General features: G+C 44.1%; 20 protein-coding genes. 15 read left to right on the top strand and 5 right to left on the bottom strand.

Features of this window, described 5'->3' with window-relative positions:
- On the top strand, window positions 1–429 hold a 429-nt coding region (locus AB4133_RS03355; RefSeq protein WP_372223973.1), incomplete at its 5' end, for a transposase.
- A 108-nt stretch (window positions 430–537) separates the two neighbouring features.
- On the opposite strand, the gene AB4133_RS03350 is transcribed toward AB4133_RS03355, so the two are convergent.
- Window positions 538–1,299: a transporter substrate-binding domain-containing protein gene (locus AB4133_RS03350; RefSeq protein WP_372223972.1), complete on the bottom strand. Its 762-nt coding sequence runs from the start codon at window positions 1,297–1,299 to the stop codon at window positions 538–540.
- Window positions 1,300–1,585: 286 nt separating this feature from the next.
- On the opposite strand from AB4133_RS03350, the gene AB4133_RS03345 reads away from it, so the two are divergent.
- From AB4133_RS03345 to AB4133_RS03330, 4 genes are all read left to right on the top strand, one after another.
- Complete coding sequence (locus tag AB4133_RS03345; protein WP_017062229.1) at window positions 1,586–2,635, top strand: HlyD family secretion protein; 1,050 nt, start codon at window positions 1,586–1,588, stop codon at window positions 2,633–2,635.
- A gap of 72 nt (window positions 2,636–2,707) precedes the next feature.
- Window positions 2,708–3,721, top strand: a complete 1,014-nt coding sequence (locus tag AB4133_RS03340) for a DUF2955 domain-containing protein (protein WP_017070267.1) — start codon at window positions 2,708–2,710, stop codon at window positions 3,719–3,721.
- Window positions 3,684–4,151, top strand: coding sequence for a MarR family winged helix-turn-helix transcriptional regulator (locus tag AB4133_RS03335; protein ID WP_372223971.1), 468 nt, complete (start codon window positions 3,684–3,686; stop codon window positions 4,149–4,151). Before AB4133_RS03340 ends, AB4133_RS03335 begins: the two co-directional genes overlap by 38 nt.
- Window positions 4,152–4,203: 52 nt before the next feature.
- Window positions 4,204–4,743, top strand: coding sequence for a lipocalin family protein (locus AB4133_RS03330; protein ID WP_017062226.1), 540 nt, complete (start codon window positions 4,204–4,206; stop codon window positions 4,741–4,743).
- 64 nt (window positions 4,744–4,807) lie between these two features.
- Here the strand turns inward: AB4133_RS03330 and AB4133_RS03325 are convergent, their stop codons facing one another.
- On the bottom strand, window positions 4,808–5,146 hold the full coding sequence (locus AB4133_RS03325; RefSeq protein WP_017084570.1) for a hypothetical protein: 339 nt from the start codon (window positions 5,144–5,146) through the stop codon (window positions 4,808–4,810).
- Window positions 5,147–5,383: 237 nt separating this feature from the next.
- Between AB4133_RS03325 and AB4133_RS03320 the strand changes: the two genes are divergently transcribed.
- The 5 genes from AB4133_RS03320 to AB4133_RS03300 all read left to right on the top strand — a co-directional run bounded on the left by AB4133_RS03320 (window position 5,384) and on the right by AB4133_RS03300 (window position 9,145).
- Window positions 5,384–6,217 (top strand): AraC family transcriptional regulator, encoded by an 834-nt coding sequence (locus AB4133_RS03320; protein WP_048614742.1) that lies wholly within the window; start codon window positions 5,384–5,386, stop codon window positions 6,215–6,217.
- A 90-nt stretch (window positions 6,218–6,307) separates the two neighbouring features.
- Window positions 6,308–7,036: an AzlC family ABC transporter permease gene (locus AB4133_RS03315; protein ID WP_372223970.1), complete on the top strand. Its 729-nt coding sequence runs from the start codon at window positions 6,308–6,310 to the stop codon at window positions 7,034–7,036.
- 2 nt (window positions 7,037–7,038) lie between these two features.
- Window positions 7,039–7,368 carry an AzlD domain-containing protein gene (locus AB4133_RS03310; RefSeq protein WP_017078861.1) on the top strand — a complete coding sequence of 110 codons (330 nt, stop codon included), beginning with the start codon at window positions 7,039–7,041 and terminating at the stop codon, window positions 7,366–7,368.
- A gap of 319 nt (window positions 7,369–7,687) precedes the next feature.
- Window positions 7,688–8,179, top strand: a complete 492-nt coding sequence (locus tag AB4133_RS03305; protein WP_017065236.1) for a DUF2059 domain-containing protein — start codon at window positions 7,688–7,690, stop codon at window positions 8,177–8,179.
- A 192-nt stretch (window positions 8,180–8,371) separates the two neighbouring features.
- Window positions 8,372–9,145, top strand: coding sequence for a viroplasmin family protein (locus AB4133_RS03300; protein WP_136974212.1), 774 nt, complete (start codon window positions 8,372–8,374; stop codon window positions 9,143–9,145).
- Between the two features lie 204 nt (window positions 9,146–9,349).
- On the opposite strand, the gene AB4133_RS03295 is transcribed toward AB4133_RS03300, so the two are convergent.
- Window positions 9,350–10,498 (bottom strand): glycosyltransferase family 4 protein, encoded by a 1,149-nt coding sequence (locus tag AB4133_RS03295; RefSeq protein WP_372223969.1) that lies wholly within the window; start codon window positions 10,496–10,498, stop codon window positions 9,350–9,352.
- Between the two features lie 316 nt (window positions 10,499–10,814).
- Here AB4133_RS03295 and AB4133_RS03290 point away from each other — a divergent pair, with 316 nt between their 5' ends.
- The 5 genes from AB4133_RS03290 to AB4133_RS03270 all read left to right on the top strand — a co-directional run bounded on the left by AB4133_RS03290 (window position 10,815) and on the right by AB4133_RS03270 (window position 14,918).
- Window positions 10,815–11,741 carry a glycosyltransferase gene (locus AB4133_RS03290; RefSeq protein WP_017062218.1) on the top strand — a complete coding sequence of 309 codons (927 nt, stop codon included), beginning with the start codon at window positions 10,815–10,817 and terminating at the stop codon, window positions 11,739–11,741.
- A 16-nt stretch (window positions 11,742–11,757) separates the two neighbouring features.
- Window positions 11,758–13,194: a lipopolysaccharide biosynthesis protein gene (locus AB4133_RS03285; protein ID WP_017067059.1), complete on the top strand. Its 1,437-nt coding sequence runs from the start codon at window positions 11,758–11,760 to the stop codon at window positions 13,192–13,194.
- A 75-nt stretch (window positions 13,195–13,269) separates the two neighbouring features.
- Complete coding sequence (locus AB4133_RS03280) at window positions 13,270–13,587, top strand: hypothetical protein (protein ID WP_372223968.1); 318 nt, start codon at window positions 13,270–13,272, stop codon at window positions 13,585–13,587.
- 130 nt (window positions 13,588–13,717) lie between these two features.
- Entirely contained in the window at window positions 13,718–14,332 is a 615-nt protein-coding gene (locus AB4133_RS03275) for a LysE family translocator (protein WP_372223967.1), read from the top strand.
- 151 nt (window positions 14,333–14,483) lie between these two features.
- Complete coding sequence (locus AB4133_RS03270; RefSeq protein ID WP_372223966.1) at window positions 14,484–14,918, top strand: GNAT family N-acetyltransferase; 435 nt, start codon at window positions 14,484–14,486, stop codon at window positions 14,916–14,918.
- Window positions 14,919–14,992: 74 nt separating this feature from the next.
- On the opposite strand, the gene AB4133_RS03265 is transcribed toward AB4133_RS03270, so the two are convergent.
- Together AB4133_RS03265 and AB4133_RS03260 are read right to left on the bottom strand one after the other, a co-directional pair.
- Entirely contained in the window at window positions 14,993–15,460 is a 468-nt protein-coding gene (locus AB4133_RS03265; RefSeq protein ID WP_372223965.1) for a DUF3429 domain-containing protein, read from the bottom strand.
- Complete coding sequence (locus AB4133_RS03260) at window positions 15,457–16,002, bottom strand: glutathione peroxidase (RefSeq protein ID WP_017062212.1); 546 nt, start codon at window positions 16,000–16,002, stop codon at window positions 15,457–15,459. The genes AB4133_RS03265 and AB4133_RS03260 overlap by 4 nt, the downstream gene beginning before the upstream one ends.
- Window positions 16,003–16,070 lie beyond the last annotated feature (68 nt).

The following is a 16,070-nucleotide window of genomic DNA, read 5'->3' as shown; positions in this document are numbered from 1 at the left end:
TATCAGTTGACCACTACAAGCCTGCTGCGTATTTATTGGCAACGCTGGGAGATAGAAGAAGGTTATGGTGAAATTAAACAGACTCAACTGCAAAGTCACGTCACTTTACGAAGTCGTTTTTCTGCCGGTGTGAAGCAAGAGCTTTGGGGCGTATTACTTGCCTATAACTTAGTGCGATTAGAGATGGTTAAGATAGCTTCAGAAGCCGGGGTTCGAGCGACTAGGGTCAGTTTTACCGCCGCAATTAACCTTATTGATGCGCAATTACGTTGGTTAGCTTTAAGTCCAGACGGAACTCTACCTGTAAAACTGAAAAGGATGAGAGACAGTTTAAGTCACTTCATTCTTCCAGATAAAAGAAAGGACCGAACGTTTCCACGTTCAGTCCTCTTTGTCCCAGCCAAATATCCGTTCAGGTTCAAGCAATAATGCTTATCCGAACGGCATTAGTTACTTATGTGACGGCTTTTTGCTATCTGAAACTTTCAAAAAGTGAACATCAGTTCGTGATTGGTGGTGTTCACTCTGTACATCAGCCTATTCGTAAATGCTGTATGAAAAGTATTTACTTGCGATTTTTTGATGTTGACCATTGTCGATCAGTCTTTGTATTCCACTATCGATAAGATCTTTTAATTCGTCATCTTGTTTTCTAACAGCGACTCCAATACCACGGCCAAACCACTTCTCTTCTGTGAATTTAGGGCCTGTAAAGTGATAGTCCTTACCCTGATCCGTTTCCAGAAAGCCTGCGTTGAGCCCCATTGAACCACCAAACACGCTATCTAAGCGGCCGTTGAGTAAGTCGGTAAAGGCTTCATCGAATGAGCCGTAACGTTTGATATCTACATCTGGATAGATCTCAGAAAGGTACTTGTCACCAATAGTTGCTCGTTGAACCCCAATTGTTAGTTCATTTAAGCTGCCGTCATCCATATTGATTTCACGCCCCTTTTCCATGACAAAACGAGTGGGAACTTTAGCGTAAGGCATAGTGAAATTAACTTTCTTTTCACGTTCTTCGGTAATGGTCATAGCCGCTATAATTGCATCGTTTTTACGGCTTAAAAGTGATGGGATAATACCGTCCCAATCAGTCTTTGAGATGATACATTTTACTTCTAATTCGATACACAAGGCGTTGGCTAAATCGACTTCAAACCCCTCTAATTCACCATCTTGCGTTGTCCAGCTGAATGGTGGGTATGCTCCTTCCACCGTAAATCGGATTTGCTTCCAATCTTTTGCGTAAGTAAATACTGAGAAAACACTGACGAATACAACAAATATCCACTTCATTTTTATTTCCTTATAGTTTTAATGGATAAGTTGGTTAATCAAATGTTAAAGAATATCAATGTTAATGCATATCATTGTGAGCAAAGGCATTAGATAACTTCTGGAACTCTTGCTTCCCAAACTAACTACACGACTTTTTCTTATCTAAATTTCTATTTATATGTTTCATAAACAGTAGCTTGCTGTACTTCTCGCAAGATCTTTAAGATACTCACCTTTGATTTATGTTGCATCTGAAACAAAAATCAATACAATGAGCGCATTATTTTGTTGCAGGTGAAACATTATGGCTAATAAAGCGTATCAATGGATGCTCTATCTAACACTTGGCACCAGTGCCTTGTTTGCTCTTTTCTTGGTGGCAAGTGACAACCTTGCGCCGTTCACAACTCAAGCTCAATTGCACATTCCAACCAGCCGTATTGCTGCAGAAGTGTCGGCGCCAGTGGTGGAGTTGGCTGTTAAGAATGGTCAGGATGTAAAAAAAGGGGAACTGCTAGTTCGCTTAGATCCAACTCGTTTTGAATTGGCGTTAACTCAGGCTGAAGCGGCTTTGGTTGAAGCAGAGCAAAGCTATGAAGCAAACAAGCAGCACTTGCATGGCGCGGAAGCGACGTTACGTCAGCGCCAACACGAAGCTCTGAATGCCGAGAGAAAATTGAAGCGTAACCAGCAATTGATTTCGAGAAAACTTGTTAGCCAAGAAACGCTAGACGATAGCCGATCGGACACGATTGTAAGACAGCAAGCCGTCGAAGCTGCGCAAGCCGATATTGAGCAGATAAAAGCTGAGCTTGAGAAAAGCAGCGACAACGGTGCTTTGGCTGTTGCTCGAACTCGCGTTGAACTGGCGCAATTGGATTTGGACAAAACGACAATCGTCGCGCCTGTTGATGGCGTAATCAGCAATCTCAACCTTAACTCAGGAACCTATGTTGGCGCTGGCAGCCCCGTTTTGTTTTTGGTTGATCGCCAGCATGCTTGGATTAACGCAGACTTCAACGAAAAGGGCAGTGCAAATCTGACTGCGGGAACAACCGTTCGTTTGGTGTTTGATGCAATGCCTGGTGAGGTGTTTGAGGGAAATATTCAAGGTCGTGAACTGGCTATCTATGATGCGAGCAGCGACAACAGCGGCCTCGCGAAAGTCGTGAATGATGATCGCTGGATTCGAGACCAACAAAAAGTGCGTACACAAGTAACGTTGCCGTCACTTGATCATTCATTGTTCTCAGGCTCTAAAGTGAGCGTGATGGTGGTGCCTGAAGCGACGTTTTGGGATGTGATCGGAAGTGCATGGATGGAAGTGCTAGCTCGCATTCGTTACCTAGTTTAACTGTGCTCTTCAATCATCGACTAACTGACTACCCACTGACGAAATAACGATTTACGACCTAAGAGGCAGATTATGAATAACGAAGTTCGAGGCCCGATTAACTGGTCTGAAGTAGCTTGGATCAGCGCTATCGTGTCTTTGGGTATGTTGGCTCAACTTTGGCTACAGCTAGGTGTTGCGGCGTACCTCGCTCTTTATCCGGTAATGGCGGCGACCAAGATTAACGACTACTCAGTGAGAGGTATGCTCAAAGCGTTTCTCCCTATCTTGGGTGTCGCTTGTGTGGCTCTGCTTGTCGATCAGTTATTTGCCTCACACCCGGCAGTGGTTTGGGGGATCAGTTTATGGGTATTTGATTTAGCAAGAAGGTGGGCCGACACGCCTGCCAAACTTGGGAAAATCTACATCCCATTGCTCAATTGGTTTTTGGTGATTGTGTTTGCACAACATGGCCCAATGCCGATGACGGACTGGGTTCGCGATATAGCAGTGAGCATGGTGACGACCATGGTTGTGGTGAGATTTGTGATGCTGTTCTTAAAGCCGCCCAAAGCGATGTCGCCGCTGCCAATGCAAAGTGTTCCTGTGACGTACCAGCAGCGAGTGATATATGTGGTCATGCTTGGAGTTGGTTTAGCATTTTTGATGATGGTCGATTTGATTGCCGCGACGTTCTGTATGATGCCTGTGATTATTGCGGCTGCGCAAAGTGAACGCATGAACTATCAAATGGTGGTGAAAAACTGTTTACAAGCCCACGTTGGTGGTTGTGCATTGGCGTTGGTCTTCGTAACCTTGTTAGCGGGGCAACACTCCTATAATTGGGTGTATATCATTGGACTAACAAGCTTGGTGACCATGATAGCAATTTGGATCAGCGGCAGTCGTGGTGGCGTGCGAGGTATGCATACTGAAGCGATGTTAGGAACTATGCTACCATTGCAACTCTATGTTTCAGCAACCGATCTTGGTTTGCAAGATACCTACTTTCGTGCAGAGTTAATGTCCATCGTGTTGGTATTATTAGTGGTCTGCCAAGGAATTATATATGGAAAATCAACCAGCATTATCCATCACCGGAATTGATGCACTCGACAGCAATCCTATGTTCTTAATGGGCTTTGCTTACAAACAGTTTCGAGCTCAAGTCACCGCTGAGATGGGCACCACTTCGGGCATTTCTCTAGAGATGTTTGGTGCGCTTCGAGTGTTAGATAAGCATGGCAAAATCACTCAGCAAGAGTTAACCAATTACTTGCTTCGAAATCGCTCTGTGACCAAGCGTTTGGTTGATAACGCGATTAAGCTGAACCTTATTGAGGCCAGCAAGAGTGAAACGAACAAAAAGGTAAAACTTCTTTCTTTAACGGAAGAGGGCAAGAAGCTTGCCGAATATTGTGAGCCTATGGTCGATAGTATCAGCGAGCAGTTTCAGAGTGCGTTGAGTGAAGACGAATCCAAGCAGTTAAAGATCTTGTTGGCTAAGCTTGTAAAAACAGACCAATTCGTCGACTGATTATGCGATCGAAGGTGTGGGTCTAATAACAATCGAATAAAGAGTAAGTGACATGACATACAAAATATTAGCGATGCTAATGATTAAGCTGTTGTTTACGTTTCGTGGCAGTAAACCTACGTCTAAAATCCCCGCCTCTGACTTTGATGCCGAACGCTTCGCTGGTACATGGTATTCCGCTTGTTTTATCCCGCATCCATTGCAATCAAAGCTCGGTTCTTTGTCGTTTAGCTTTTTATTTGAATCTGACGGTAATCTTAAGCTGACAACTCGAGGCTACAACGCGAAAAAGAATGAGTGGAAGACCAAAGAACAAGCCGCAACATTTAAGGGCTCTCAAACCGAAGCGTGGTTTTCAGTCGAAGCGAATAGCCCTTATGAGAAGCAGAGAAAGGTAATTTTCTTGAATGAAGATTACACTCAGGCTTTGTTGGTGGGTCCTACCAAAAATACCTTACAGATCTTGTATCGCACTGCAGAGTTCACCAAACAAGACTTAGACTCGCTGATTGAACGGGCGCAGAGCATGGGTTTTAAAACCAGTAAGCTAGTTCGTGTGTCACAACATATCAATGATGTGCCTGAACAATAAAGTAAGTTCGGCTAGTCCTGACTAGGTAGCTCGGCTAATAAGCAAACAACATTGCTAACCCGTTCTAATTCGCTGGCAACACCACTGCCGACGCTTCTTCCTCTGAATCTTCTTTGTCTTCTACTTGGTCAGCAACCCAATCAATTGTCTTGGTTAGATAAAGCTTGTTGGTTTCGGTGTCACACCAACTCTTGGATAACCCTCTTCGATTGAATTCACTGCCAATTGCTGCGAGTGTCTGGTTACTTGAGCGCCCGTAATACAAGGTGTCGCACAGTTGCAGGTTCGACATCGATTGTGGGTATGTGTTAACCGACGAGGAGTTCATGCTCAGTGCTTTTGATTGGTTATGAGTACATCCTGTTAGGCTCAGGAAAAAGAAAAGGATTAGCGTATTTTTCATGGTGTATCAGGTCTATTGCCGATGATTTGAAGAGAGTATTGCCATGATTGCCACACTAATTTGTCAATTTCTCGCCAACTAGTTATAGACCAAGACTTTCCTCCCAGTTAGAAAGCGTTATTAAGCCAACGATAAAAACAGTATTAACAAACAAAAGCGCAATTTTGTACAAAAGCTGAAAGAGCCTATAGAGTAGACTGATAAGTCGCTCGATAATCAACAGGCTTGGGAATTGTTATGGAGAACAAGAAACGCTCTAAAGAGAAGGCCGAATATAAGATAACCGAAGAGCTCGGCGGCCTTGAAATTCTTAATGCTGAATACGAAAAGCAGAACTTCTCGCGCCACAGCCACGAGGGCTACACGCTGGGAGTCATCGAGCAGGGCGCTCAGCGTTTCTATCGAACGGGCGGGCATCATATTGCGCCACAAAATGCGATTATTCTGGTCAATGCCGACGAAGTTCATAGCGGTCACTCTGCCACTGAAGGTGGTTGGGCATATCGAGCCATGTATCCACTCCCAGAGCAACTTGCCAAGATCACTCAAGAGCTTAACCTACCGAACTACGGCGCGCCTTACTTCCCAAGAGCGGTTGTTGAAGACCCTGAACTCGCTAATCAATTGAGATTAGTCTTTAACACGATTGATGAATCTGACAATCGCTTGTTAAGAGAAACCTTGATGTACGGAATGTTGGTTAAACTGATTAGCCGACACGGAAAATCGCCGCTTAACCCTCAACTCGATGGGAAAACTCAGCGCCAGCTTGTCTTAGTGAAAGAGTTCTTAGATGACTTTCCACAAGCCGATGTGTCTCTAGAAGAACTCTCTAAACTGGCGGCATTGAGCCCGTTTCACTTAGTGCGTTCTTTTCAAAAAGAGTTTGGTCTTCCGCCACATGCGTATCAAATCCAATCTCGGTTAAGGCTTTCGCGTAAGTTATTGAAACAAGGACATACCATTTCAGATACCGCGCAAGAGTGTGGCTTTCATGATCAAAGCCATTTTCATCGACACTTCAAAAAGGCCAATGGCTACACGCCGGGGCAATACATTAAAATGCTCTAATTCGTTCGCGAAATCGAGCAAGTTTGTACAATCGAACCGACTCAACTCCTCTTACATTGAATAGCTAATGTGAAAAGAGAAAAGAACTATATGGATAGTGAAAGAATGGATAGACGAACACAGTTATGGAAGGGCGTTTTAGCGGGAATGCCCTTGAGCATTGCGGTGATCCCTTGGGGAATTCTAGCCGGTTCATATGCGATAGATGCCGGATTGAATCAACTTCAAGCGCAAGCGATGTCGGCTATTTTGTTTGCTGGCTCAGCGCAACTTGTCGCTGCGGGTATGTTCAAAGCGGGTATTGGTTTAGGCACTATGTTGTTGACCACACTGTTCATCACCTCAAGACACTTTCTGTATAGCGTATCGATGCGTGACAAAATCAGCCATCTTCCTGCGCGTTGGCGTCTATTACTCGGATTTTGGCTCACCGATGAGCTGTTCGCGATTTGTAGTGGGCAGTCTCAGAATGAATTTAATCGCTGGTATGCTGCGGGTGTAGGCGGCGGTTTTTATCTCGTTTGGAATATTGCGAGCTTCGTTGGCATTGTCGCGGGAAGCCAAATTCCTTCACTCAATGAAATTGGGCTCGATTTCGTGGTCGCAGCAACCTTTATCGCTTTGGTGTTCCCATTAATCCGAACTCTACCCGTCGTGGTGTGTGTGGTGGTTTCACTGGTCACTTCGGTTGCCATGTCGGTTAACAATATTGAGGGCGGGCTAATGATTGCAGCGATTGCCGGTATGTTAGCGGGCTTTATCAGCGAATCGTTCCAAGAGCGAAACAACGGTAACAAGACAATTGTGGAGGGGAAATAGAGATGATTTGGTTAACGATATTCCTTATGACAGCGATTGTTTTTTTTAGTCGGTATCTGTTTCTAGAGCCAGCAATCCCGCTTCGATTAAATCAAACCACGCGTCGCCTGTTACGCTATTCAAGCCCAGCTGTGCTTACTGCAATTTGGGGGCCGATTGTATTTGCACCAGAGCAGACATTTTGGCCAAGCTTTGAAAACCCATACTTGATAGGCGCGCTGGTCACAGGTCTGTTGATTTGGAAAACAGGCAATGTGCTACTTACTATCGGCGTCAGCATGGCGGTGTTTTTGTTCTATAACCTCGTTGCGGTTGATTACCTTTTTAACTGATTCGTAGCTCAATTGATACGTCGTGTCACGCCATTAGTTATCCTCGTTTCAAGTGTATGACTCATTACTTGAAACGAGTGCTTTTAGGCTCTAGTTCTCTTGTGGTTCTTTATTCAAAAGCGCTCTGTTCCTCTCTTCGCCTTCCTCATATCTGTCCAATAAATTCCTCACATTCAAATGCAATTGATTTTATATTATTTTGTACTGTTTAATTCGTTTTACTTATGGATGAAAAGTGAGTAAATTTGCAGGTAATTCAATGTGTTGAGATGTTTGGAAAGATATTTCAGCTGTTTTACAAAGCTAAAGGGACCTCAAAATGTATAGATTTTTCGCAATTTTATTTCTACTCGTACCGCTGCAATTATCAGCGGCACAAGATGATAGGCAAGCTCTGATAAAAGAGCTTCTTCAGATTATGGATGTCGATTCCACATTGGACGCGGTATACGTTCAAATGGATAGCATGATGGCTAATATGTCTAAAGACCTAGGGGTTTCAGAGTCAGAACAAGCTATTTTTGATGATTACTATCAGGGCATGAACGACTTAATGAAAGAGGAGGTTAGCTGGCAAAAGCTAGAGCCAGGAATTGTAACGATTTACAGCAATCAATTCACTGAAGAAGAGCTCAGTGCAATGATCGATTTCTACAAAACAGAACATGGAAAAAGCATTCTGAAAAAAATGCCAACCGTGACAACAGAGTCAATGATCATGACTCAGTCGTTAATGCAACAAGTTCTCCCAAAAGTTCAAAAGTTAACGACCAAACTAAAACAAGACCTTGAAGCACATAGAGGTTCTTGATCAGAAGCCGTTAGGTTTGTGATTAGAAATAACGCTCTATACTTGGTCGATAACGTAGATATTCTTGAAACACACGCTGCATTTCATGCAATGATTTATGTGTTTCAAGCGTAATCAGGCATAATTACTACCCCATAGCTGAATCATTTTAGGTGTGGGTATTGTGTATTTAGGTTTTGGTAAGGAGTTAGTTTGGCTAAGAAATATTATGTGGTTTGGAAAGGTCGCACACCGGGTATTTTTACCACTTGGAATGACTGTAAGTCTCAAGTCGATGGCTTTGCTGGTGCGAGATATAAATCGTTCCCAACACTAGGCGAGGCTGAGTCTGCTTTCGGTGGTAAAACGTCGTCTGCGTCAGGTTCTACAGCGACAAAGCCAAACTCTGCGGGTAAGGCGACGAAAGCTAAGGTGCCGCCTCTTTCGGAGCAGCAAATCACAGATATGCCTTTTGATATCAAGATCTTTACCGATGGTGCGTGTGAACCAAACCCTGGTGAAGCAGGGACGGGGTTAGCGGTATACCAAAACAACCAATTAACCGAATTGTGGTATGGCTTGTATCAACCTGTTGGTACCAATAATACCGCTGAGTTGCATGGCCTTAAACAGGCGTTTTTGCTCGCAAAAGAGAAGCTAAACGCGGGTCTGTCTGTAGCGATCTATTGTGACTCTAAGTACTCGATAGATTGTATTACTAAGTGGGCAACGGGTTGGGAGAAAAAGGGCTGGACCAAGTCTGGCGGCGAGATCAAAAACCTCGATATTATTAAGCCTGCATATGCGCTCTACCAAGAACTGGCTTCAAAAATTACCATCTACCATGTGAACGGACACGTTGGTATTGAAGGTAACGAACTGGCCGATAGAATGTCGATTGTGGCTATTTCATCGAAAGAGCAACAACTCGCTCAATATCGTGACATCGAAGATATTGAGTCTATTTTGGCACTGCGAGCAGGCTAGTTAGGCTTCTTAATGAAAAGCTAATGAAAAGCTAATGAAAGTTACTGAAAGCATAAGTCGCGATCATTGGGCAGTGTTTGACGAGCGTTACATTTCAAATTGATGTAGCGCTCTTTTGTTTTGTGGTGCTCCGCTTTCTTATGGTGCTTAGTCGTTCTTGTGAGACGTAGCAGCCCTTGCGATGCTTACTGCCTGAGTTAATCCTTATTGAGCTGGGTTCTCTATCCAACGAGATAATTGCTGAGCTTGTTTGATCGAATTAAAACTGTCTTTCACTCTCTCACGTGCCTTTAAACCCATCGATGCTTTATCGTTGCTGCTTAGCTGCGCGAAACGCTCAATCGCTTCTCTTAATTCTTCCACGTTTTTTTCGCTAACCACAAAGCCTGTCTCTGGTGAGACGATCTCTTTGCATCCCATGATGTTGGTGGTAATGACTGGTGTTCCCACAGCCATCGCTTCTTTTAAAACCAGAGGCCCTGTATCCACACATCCGGTTTCGGAAAAACAGAAGGGCGCGATTAGGCTGTCATAGTTCGATAGTTTTTCTTTTACCCATTCGTGAGGTTTCGCTCCAAGAAAGGTCACGTTTCGAGCAAGTCCTTTTTCTTTGACCTGCAATTTTAACTGTTGCTCTAAATCGCCAGTACCGACGATATCGAGATGAATATCGAGAGGTTCGGCAATCGGCGCCAATGCATCAATAAGATGGTGGATACCTTTTTGCTCCACTAATCGGCCAAGGAAAACAAAGCGAAGTTGCTTCGTTTCGATTTTTGGGTTGAGTTGGAATTGTTTGGTATTAACTCCGCAATGCAAGAGTTTAATGTTTCCTTTCGCCATGATGTTGAAGTCAGCAAGCATGTCTTTACACACTGCAACCACAAAATCACTCGATGAAATTTTATGTTCAATGTCATAAGCGAACTCATAAACATCATGACCATGAGCAACGAACGAGCAGGTGATATTCAGCAGTTTTGCCGCGACGATGGCGTGAGCTGTGGTGTGCTGACAGAAATGCGCATGTACGTGTTCGACGTCGTTTTCCGCGAGTTGCAGCGCTAATTTAAACCCATAAGCGAACAGTGACTTTTTCGGCATGCTGGTTTGCTTAGAAATAAATGAGACAGCCTTGATGAACCCTATCCAGTTAATGCTGGCGACTTTACCCATCCGAACATTTTTACCTATTTCGACAATGTCGTAGTCGAACTGTTTTTCGCTGTTTTCAATTTTGAACGTCATTACACAAACATCGTGCCCACACGCTTTCACAGAGTCGACTTCTGTTTGAATGAAGGTCTCACTGAGTACTGGGTAGGTTGGCGCCACAAATGCTACTTTCTTCATTCCTTACTCCTCAAATCCATATGACTAAAGCTATCAAGCCAAGGTAATAACCAATAAAGCAAGATACGAACCAAGATCGAATCGTAGCTTTGGAGGGCTTTCTGATTGCTTTTCGAAGGTTACCCCTTAAGAGGTGGCTCGTTTTCTCAAATTGATAATCAAATTGGAGTTGCAGTTTTTTTGAACATCTGTGTTTGGTCGTCATTTTGAGAATGGACGCGTAGGTGGCTGATCTAGATGTGATTTCATAGCAAGACACTCTCGGCATAGAACATGCAACGTCAGCCATATAACGTATAAATCTGAGGGCGTCATTATGGCTAAAGTAAGTGTTGTTATTCCTACCTACAATTGTTTGGATTACCTGCCGAAAGCGATTGGCAGTGTACTAAAGCAGACTCATCAAGATGTTGAGCTGATTGTCATTGACGATAACAGTAACGATGGAACGTCGACGTATCTTGCTTCTATAGACGATGAACGCATTATTACGTTGTCCACATTGGGTGTTGGTGCGCCTCAAGCGAGAAACCTAGGGATTGAAAAGGCGACCGGTGAATACATCGCTTTTTTAGACGCAGACGATTTCTGGTTTCCTGAAAAAATTGAGCGCCAACTCGAATTTCATCAACGTTACCCTGATCTCGCGATGAGCTTTACTAACTACGAGCATCTTACTGAAGATTACCAAGTAATAGTCGACTGCTTTAGTTACTGGTCGCAGTTTCAAGATCAAGATGAGCTGTTCATCAATATCGAGAACCCGTTGGAGTTCATCATAGAAAATAACGTGATTGGAACATCAACGGTCATGGTGAAAGCGGATGTGTTTTCTCAAACAGACAGTTTCAATGCTGACATCAAGTATGGGGAAGATTGGGAACTGTGGCTTCGAATGAGTGAAAACCATCAGATCGGTGTGTTGAACTCGGTGCAGGTTGGCTACTTGATGAGAGCGAGCTCTGTTACCCAAACTGAAAGTCTTAAATTGAGAAATTTGCAGTCTATAGAGACTATTCTTCAACATTACCAAAATGACAGTCAACGATGGAATCTACCCACTTCTAGCTTCAAAATCGCAAAGGCGAGAATACTGGAAGGTTATGCTGACTATTATCGAGGTTTACAACAGAATAGACAGGCTATTGCCTACAGTTTCCGTTCTTTGGTCATGTCACCTCAAAAACGCACATTGCGACACCTAATTGGAGACTGTAAAAGTTTCCTAAAGCCAGCTTGGTAAGGAAAAGGTGACGACTATGGGTTCTTTAAAGCAGTCGGCTTACTACGCCATCGGTATATTAATGATGAAAGGGATTTCATTGGTGATGATCCCGTACATTACGCACAATATGACGTTGGCAGAGTATGGTTCCTTAGAAGCCATTGTCTTGCTGGCAGACATTGGGACGATATTGTTCAGCTTCGGTATTGTCGATGCCATGTATCGTTATGTGGGTGTCGCCGAAGGTGATGAAAAGCAAAAGCTCGTCTCGAACTGCTTCACATTGAGCGTGCTGGTGTGCGTGCTTGGGGGCGCCTTGATTGCCCTCAGTATGCCGTTGTTAATCTTAATGTTGCCAGTTGAATTCCAGCCTTACCAGATACTGCTTCTGCTTATTCCTACCATGCTCGATGGGGCGATTTCTATCCCGCTAACGCTGATGCGTATGAACGCGATGGCGAAACGTTTTTGCATGCTCAATGTGTTGAAAGCCGGTGTTCAAGCCATCATGACTTTTGTTTTGCTTGAGGCTGGATACGGTATAGATGGCGTGTTGATTTCAGCTGCGGTATCCAGTGTGTTGCTAATGGTTTGTTTAGTGCGTTATCAATGGCAAGAGATGGGATCTTTTGGTTGCTTCAAATACTCGGCGAAGATCTTAAAATTCGGACTGCCCGTTCTGGTTGGCGGTGCATCAATGTATATGATCATGGGGCTCGACCGCTGGGTAATGGCAAGCTTCGTCGGTGTCGAAGAACTCGCGATTTATGCGGTTAGCGGAAAGTTCGCGTTGATTCTTGGTCTGTTGTTGCAGCCTTACGCGCTTTGGTGGTTTCCAAACCGTGTGGCGATGCTTCAACAGCCGGGTGGCAGTAAGATGTGTGCCGATAGGGCGTTAGTCGGAGTGAACCTCGCCATTGTTTTAGGTTCGTTGATGATTCTAACGGTACCCGGATTTATTTCTCTCATTTTACCGAGCAGTTATCATTACGCGGGGGCCATTGTTGTTGCGCTGCTTGCGATTAGCGTTATCAAAAATGCAGGTGATTATCTTAACCTTGGTTGTTTCAGTGGCGATTCGAGTCAATCTCAAATGTGGATTCAAGGTGGATGTGCGGTCTTGGCGGCCATTGGTTATTTCACAGTGACGCCTATTTATGGCGTGTGGGGTGTTGTCGCGGTTCTTTGTGCAACTTATGTTGTGCGGCTCATGCTTCTGTATGTTGTAAGCCAAGCGATGGAACAATTACCTTATGAACACAGCAAGTGGGTAACCGCAGTTAGCATCGCATTAGTAGCGATAGCGAGTGATCAACTTCTGGGATTGGTGTTGGTTGATGTCCATGACTTTATTCTTGGATCGGCTGTTGGTGTAATCGCGCTGGTGGCCTTTGTTAAATACTCAGTGATCGTTGTCCCGCAAGCTCTGCTCGACAAGTTGATGCTGGGTAAGCAGTCTCACGCAAATTAAAATAAAACACTGTTCATAATGTGTGAGATCCGATAGTATTTATAAATTCAATGAATGCCATCAATGGAAAGATACATGAACAAGTGGATTGTGCTCTCAGCTCTATTCTCAACCTTATCGTACGCTTCGTCTGAATTGTCTAACCACGACGTACTCACTCAGCACTTTGACGTTCCTGAAGCTATCTCCTTAGAAAATCAAAACAGGGTATGTAATAGCCTTGTTTGTAGTTCGGTGTCTGCGCCAAAATCTGTTCCTGCTGTTGGCGACTTCCCAGAGCGAGAATCAAACCCAACGATAGATACAATTGCGAGCGCTATCTATTTCGTCGGTGAGATTGGTGTCGCCGAAAATCTAGCGACACCCGAGTACGAACAGTTTCTTGAGAACTGATTGAAAATTTACTGTATAGATTTGGTGCTTATTTTTTATGCAGTTACAAAAGATATGAAATGCTGTTATAAACGATAAGACCTTGTTTAAGGATTTTATAATCACGGCATTTGGCAATTAGGAAGCACCAATGGAAATCTGGAAGTTAATGCTATTCATCCCCGCTTGTTTTGCGCTCAACATGACTCCGGGCCCAAACAATTTGTTATCAATGAACAACGCCCGTTGTTACGGATTTCAGGCCGCCTTTGTCGCAGACCTAGGAAGAATCCTCGCTTTTTCTGGCATGATTGCTTTGGCTGCATCTGGCTTAGCGGTTGTGCTTTATACTTCTGAAACGCTGTTTTTCCTGATCAAACTATTTGGCGCGATGTATCTGTTGTGGATCGCGTTCAACCTATGGCGCTCACACGCCAGTCCGGTCGTGGATATCGAACGAAATAAGAATTGGTTTGGTCTGTTTAAACAAGAATTTGCACTCGCTGCTGGCAATCCAAAAGCGATACTCATTTTCACTGCATTCCTTCCTCAATTTGTCGATGTTTCAGCGAACGTAAATACTCAATTCTTTGTTTTAGGTAGCACCTTTCTAGTGTTAGAAATGCTCGCGATATCGATCTACGCGGCATTTGGCTTATACCTCAGAAACTGGTTCTCTAAGCCACAAATGGCAAAACGTTTCAACAAAGCGTGCTCGGTTTTTCTTGCGTTATCTGGCGCAAATTTGTTGGTTATTCGACAGTAAAACATAAGTAACCTAATCTACTCCTCAGGCGTTAGTTAAGTGGCATCTTCGTTAAGGTAGTTCGTAAGCCTTTAGGCTGTTGATATATTATTAATAGCACCTTTGAGTTTGCATGTTTAAACTTGAGGTTCGGTTTAAATGAGGTCTATCTATGAATGTTGTTTGTGCGGAAAAACAAGAACTGGCTGATATCTACCAGCTTGAACATGCTTTGTTTGGCGCTCACGCCTATCCGCTGTTTTTCTTTCGTCAGGCCTTTGATTGCTGGGGAAAAGGTTTATTGGTTGCTAAGCAAGACTCAAAGATTGCTGGCTATGCCTTAACGACAACCACAGACAAGCAGAATGAGTTTTGGGTCCTATCATTGGCTGTAGACCAGAATTATCGTGGCATGGGAGTTGGCCGGAAACTGATGCAACAGGCGGTTGAGCAGTTGCCTCGAGATGCTAGGCTTTTGCTCACTGTAGACCCAAATAACACATCGGCTCTTGCGCTTTATGCATCGATGGGGTTCGTTACCATCAAGCAAGAAGACAACTACTTTGGTGATGATGAGACGAGGTTAGTGATGAAGCTCATCATCTAGATTGTTGCTAACGGTTTTTAACAAAGGCGCTTAACTAAATCAAAGGCTCACACTTCAAAGACAATCTCGTAGCTCTAGGTTAGCATCACGATACCGTGCATTAACACGACACTAGAGGTCAGCCGAGTCCTCATATCAAAGTAGCCATCAGGACCTTGGCTCTGGCTCTCTTCTCTCATCGTCCTTTCAGCTCGCCAAACCGCAATATAACCAAAGATGAGAATCAGAGTTGTCACTAGCTCTTTTTGTTCGCCAAGCAATACTGCCAGCCAAGCGATGAGCACAATCGCGTTGCTTATTAGCAGTGCTTTGTTACTTGATTGGCTTTCAAAGTTTTCGATGCCATTTGCCCACAAGATCCCTGAAAGAAAACTCAAAATTGCCACGCTGTAGGTGATGAACAGCGTTTCACCGCTTATCCCCATAAATTGGCTGTCGGTGAGCGAAAGGAGAAGACCGAATAAAAACGGAATTAACCCCATGTACCCCAGTTTGGCCATGGTGTTACGGGTTTGAGTTGTTGCCATGTAATCCGCCTTCATAACTGCTGCTCAATCGCGTTTTTGAGCGTGGCACTCACTGGAGATGTGGAGCTAGGGAAGGTGGCGACGACTTTACCTTCTTTACTGATCAAGAATTTGTAAAAGTTCCATTTAGGCGTTACGCCCGCTTGCTGTTGTATCTCTGTAAACACGGGGTTGGCGTTGCTACCAGACAGTGAAGCTCGCGCCATCATTGGGAAGGTCACGCCATAGTCTAGGTAACAAACCTTTGCCGTCTTCTCTTCGCTTCCCTTGTCTTGGCGAAAATCATTACTTGGGAAACCGATAACCGTGAAGCCTTGGTCTTTGTAGGTTTGATGAAGTTGCTCGAGTTGCTCAAACTGCGGAGTGAAGCCACATTGGCTCGCTGTATTTACCACCAATAGAGTTTTGCCTTGAAACTCATCGCACAAGGCGATTTCTTCGGTTGAGTTTAACAAGCGCTGTTTGCCATTAAGTATTTCGGGACAGCTCGCTGCAAAGGCGATGGAACTCGTGAGGCTTGTAATCAGTGCGGTTGAGCAAAGTAGTGAACATTTCATAGGGTTGGCTCATTTTAGTTGGCGTAATGGTTATTACTCTTGAGCACGATGAAATGATCACTTTGCGT

It is taken from the genome of Vibrio sp. 10N.286.52.F8 (assembly GCF_041468745.1).
Taxonomy (GTDB): Bacteria; Pseudomonadota; Gammaproteobacteria; order Enterobacterales; family Vibrionaceae; genus Vibrio; species Vibrio crassostreae_C.
This window is presented reverse-complemented; position numbering and strand designations above follow the sequence as displayed.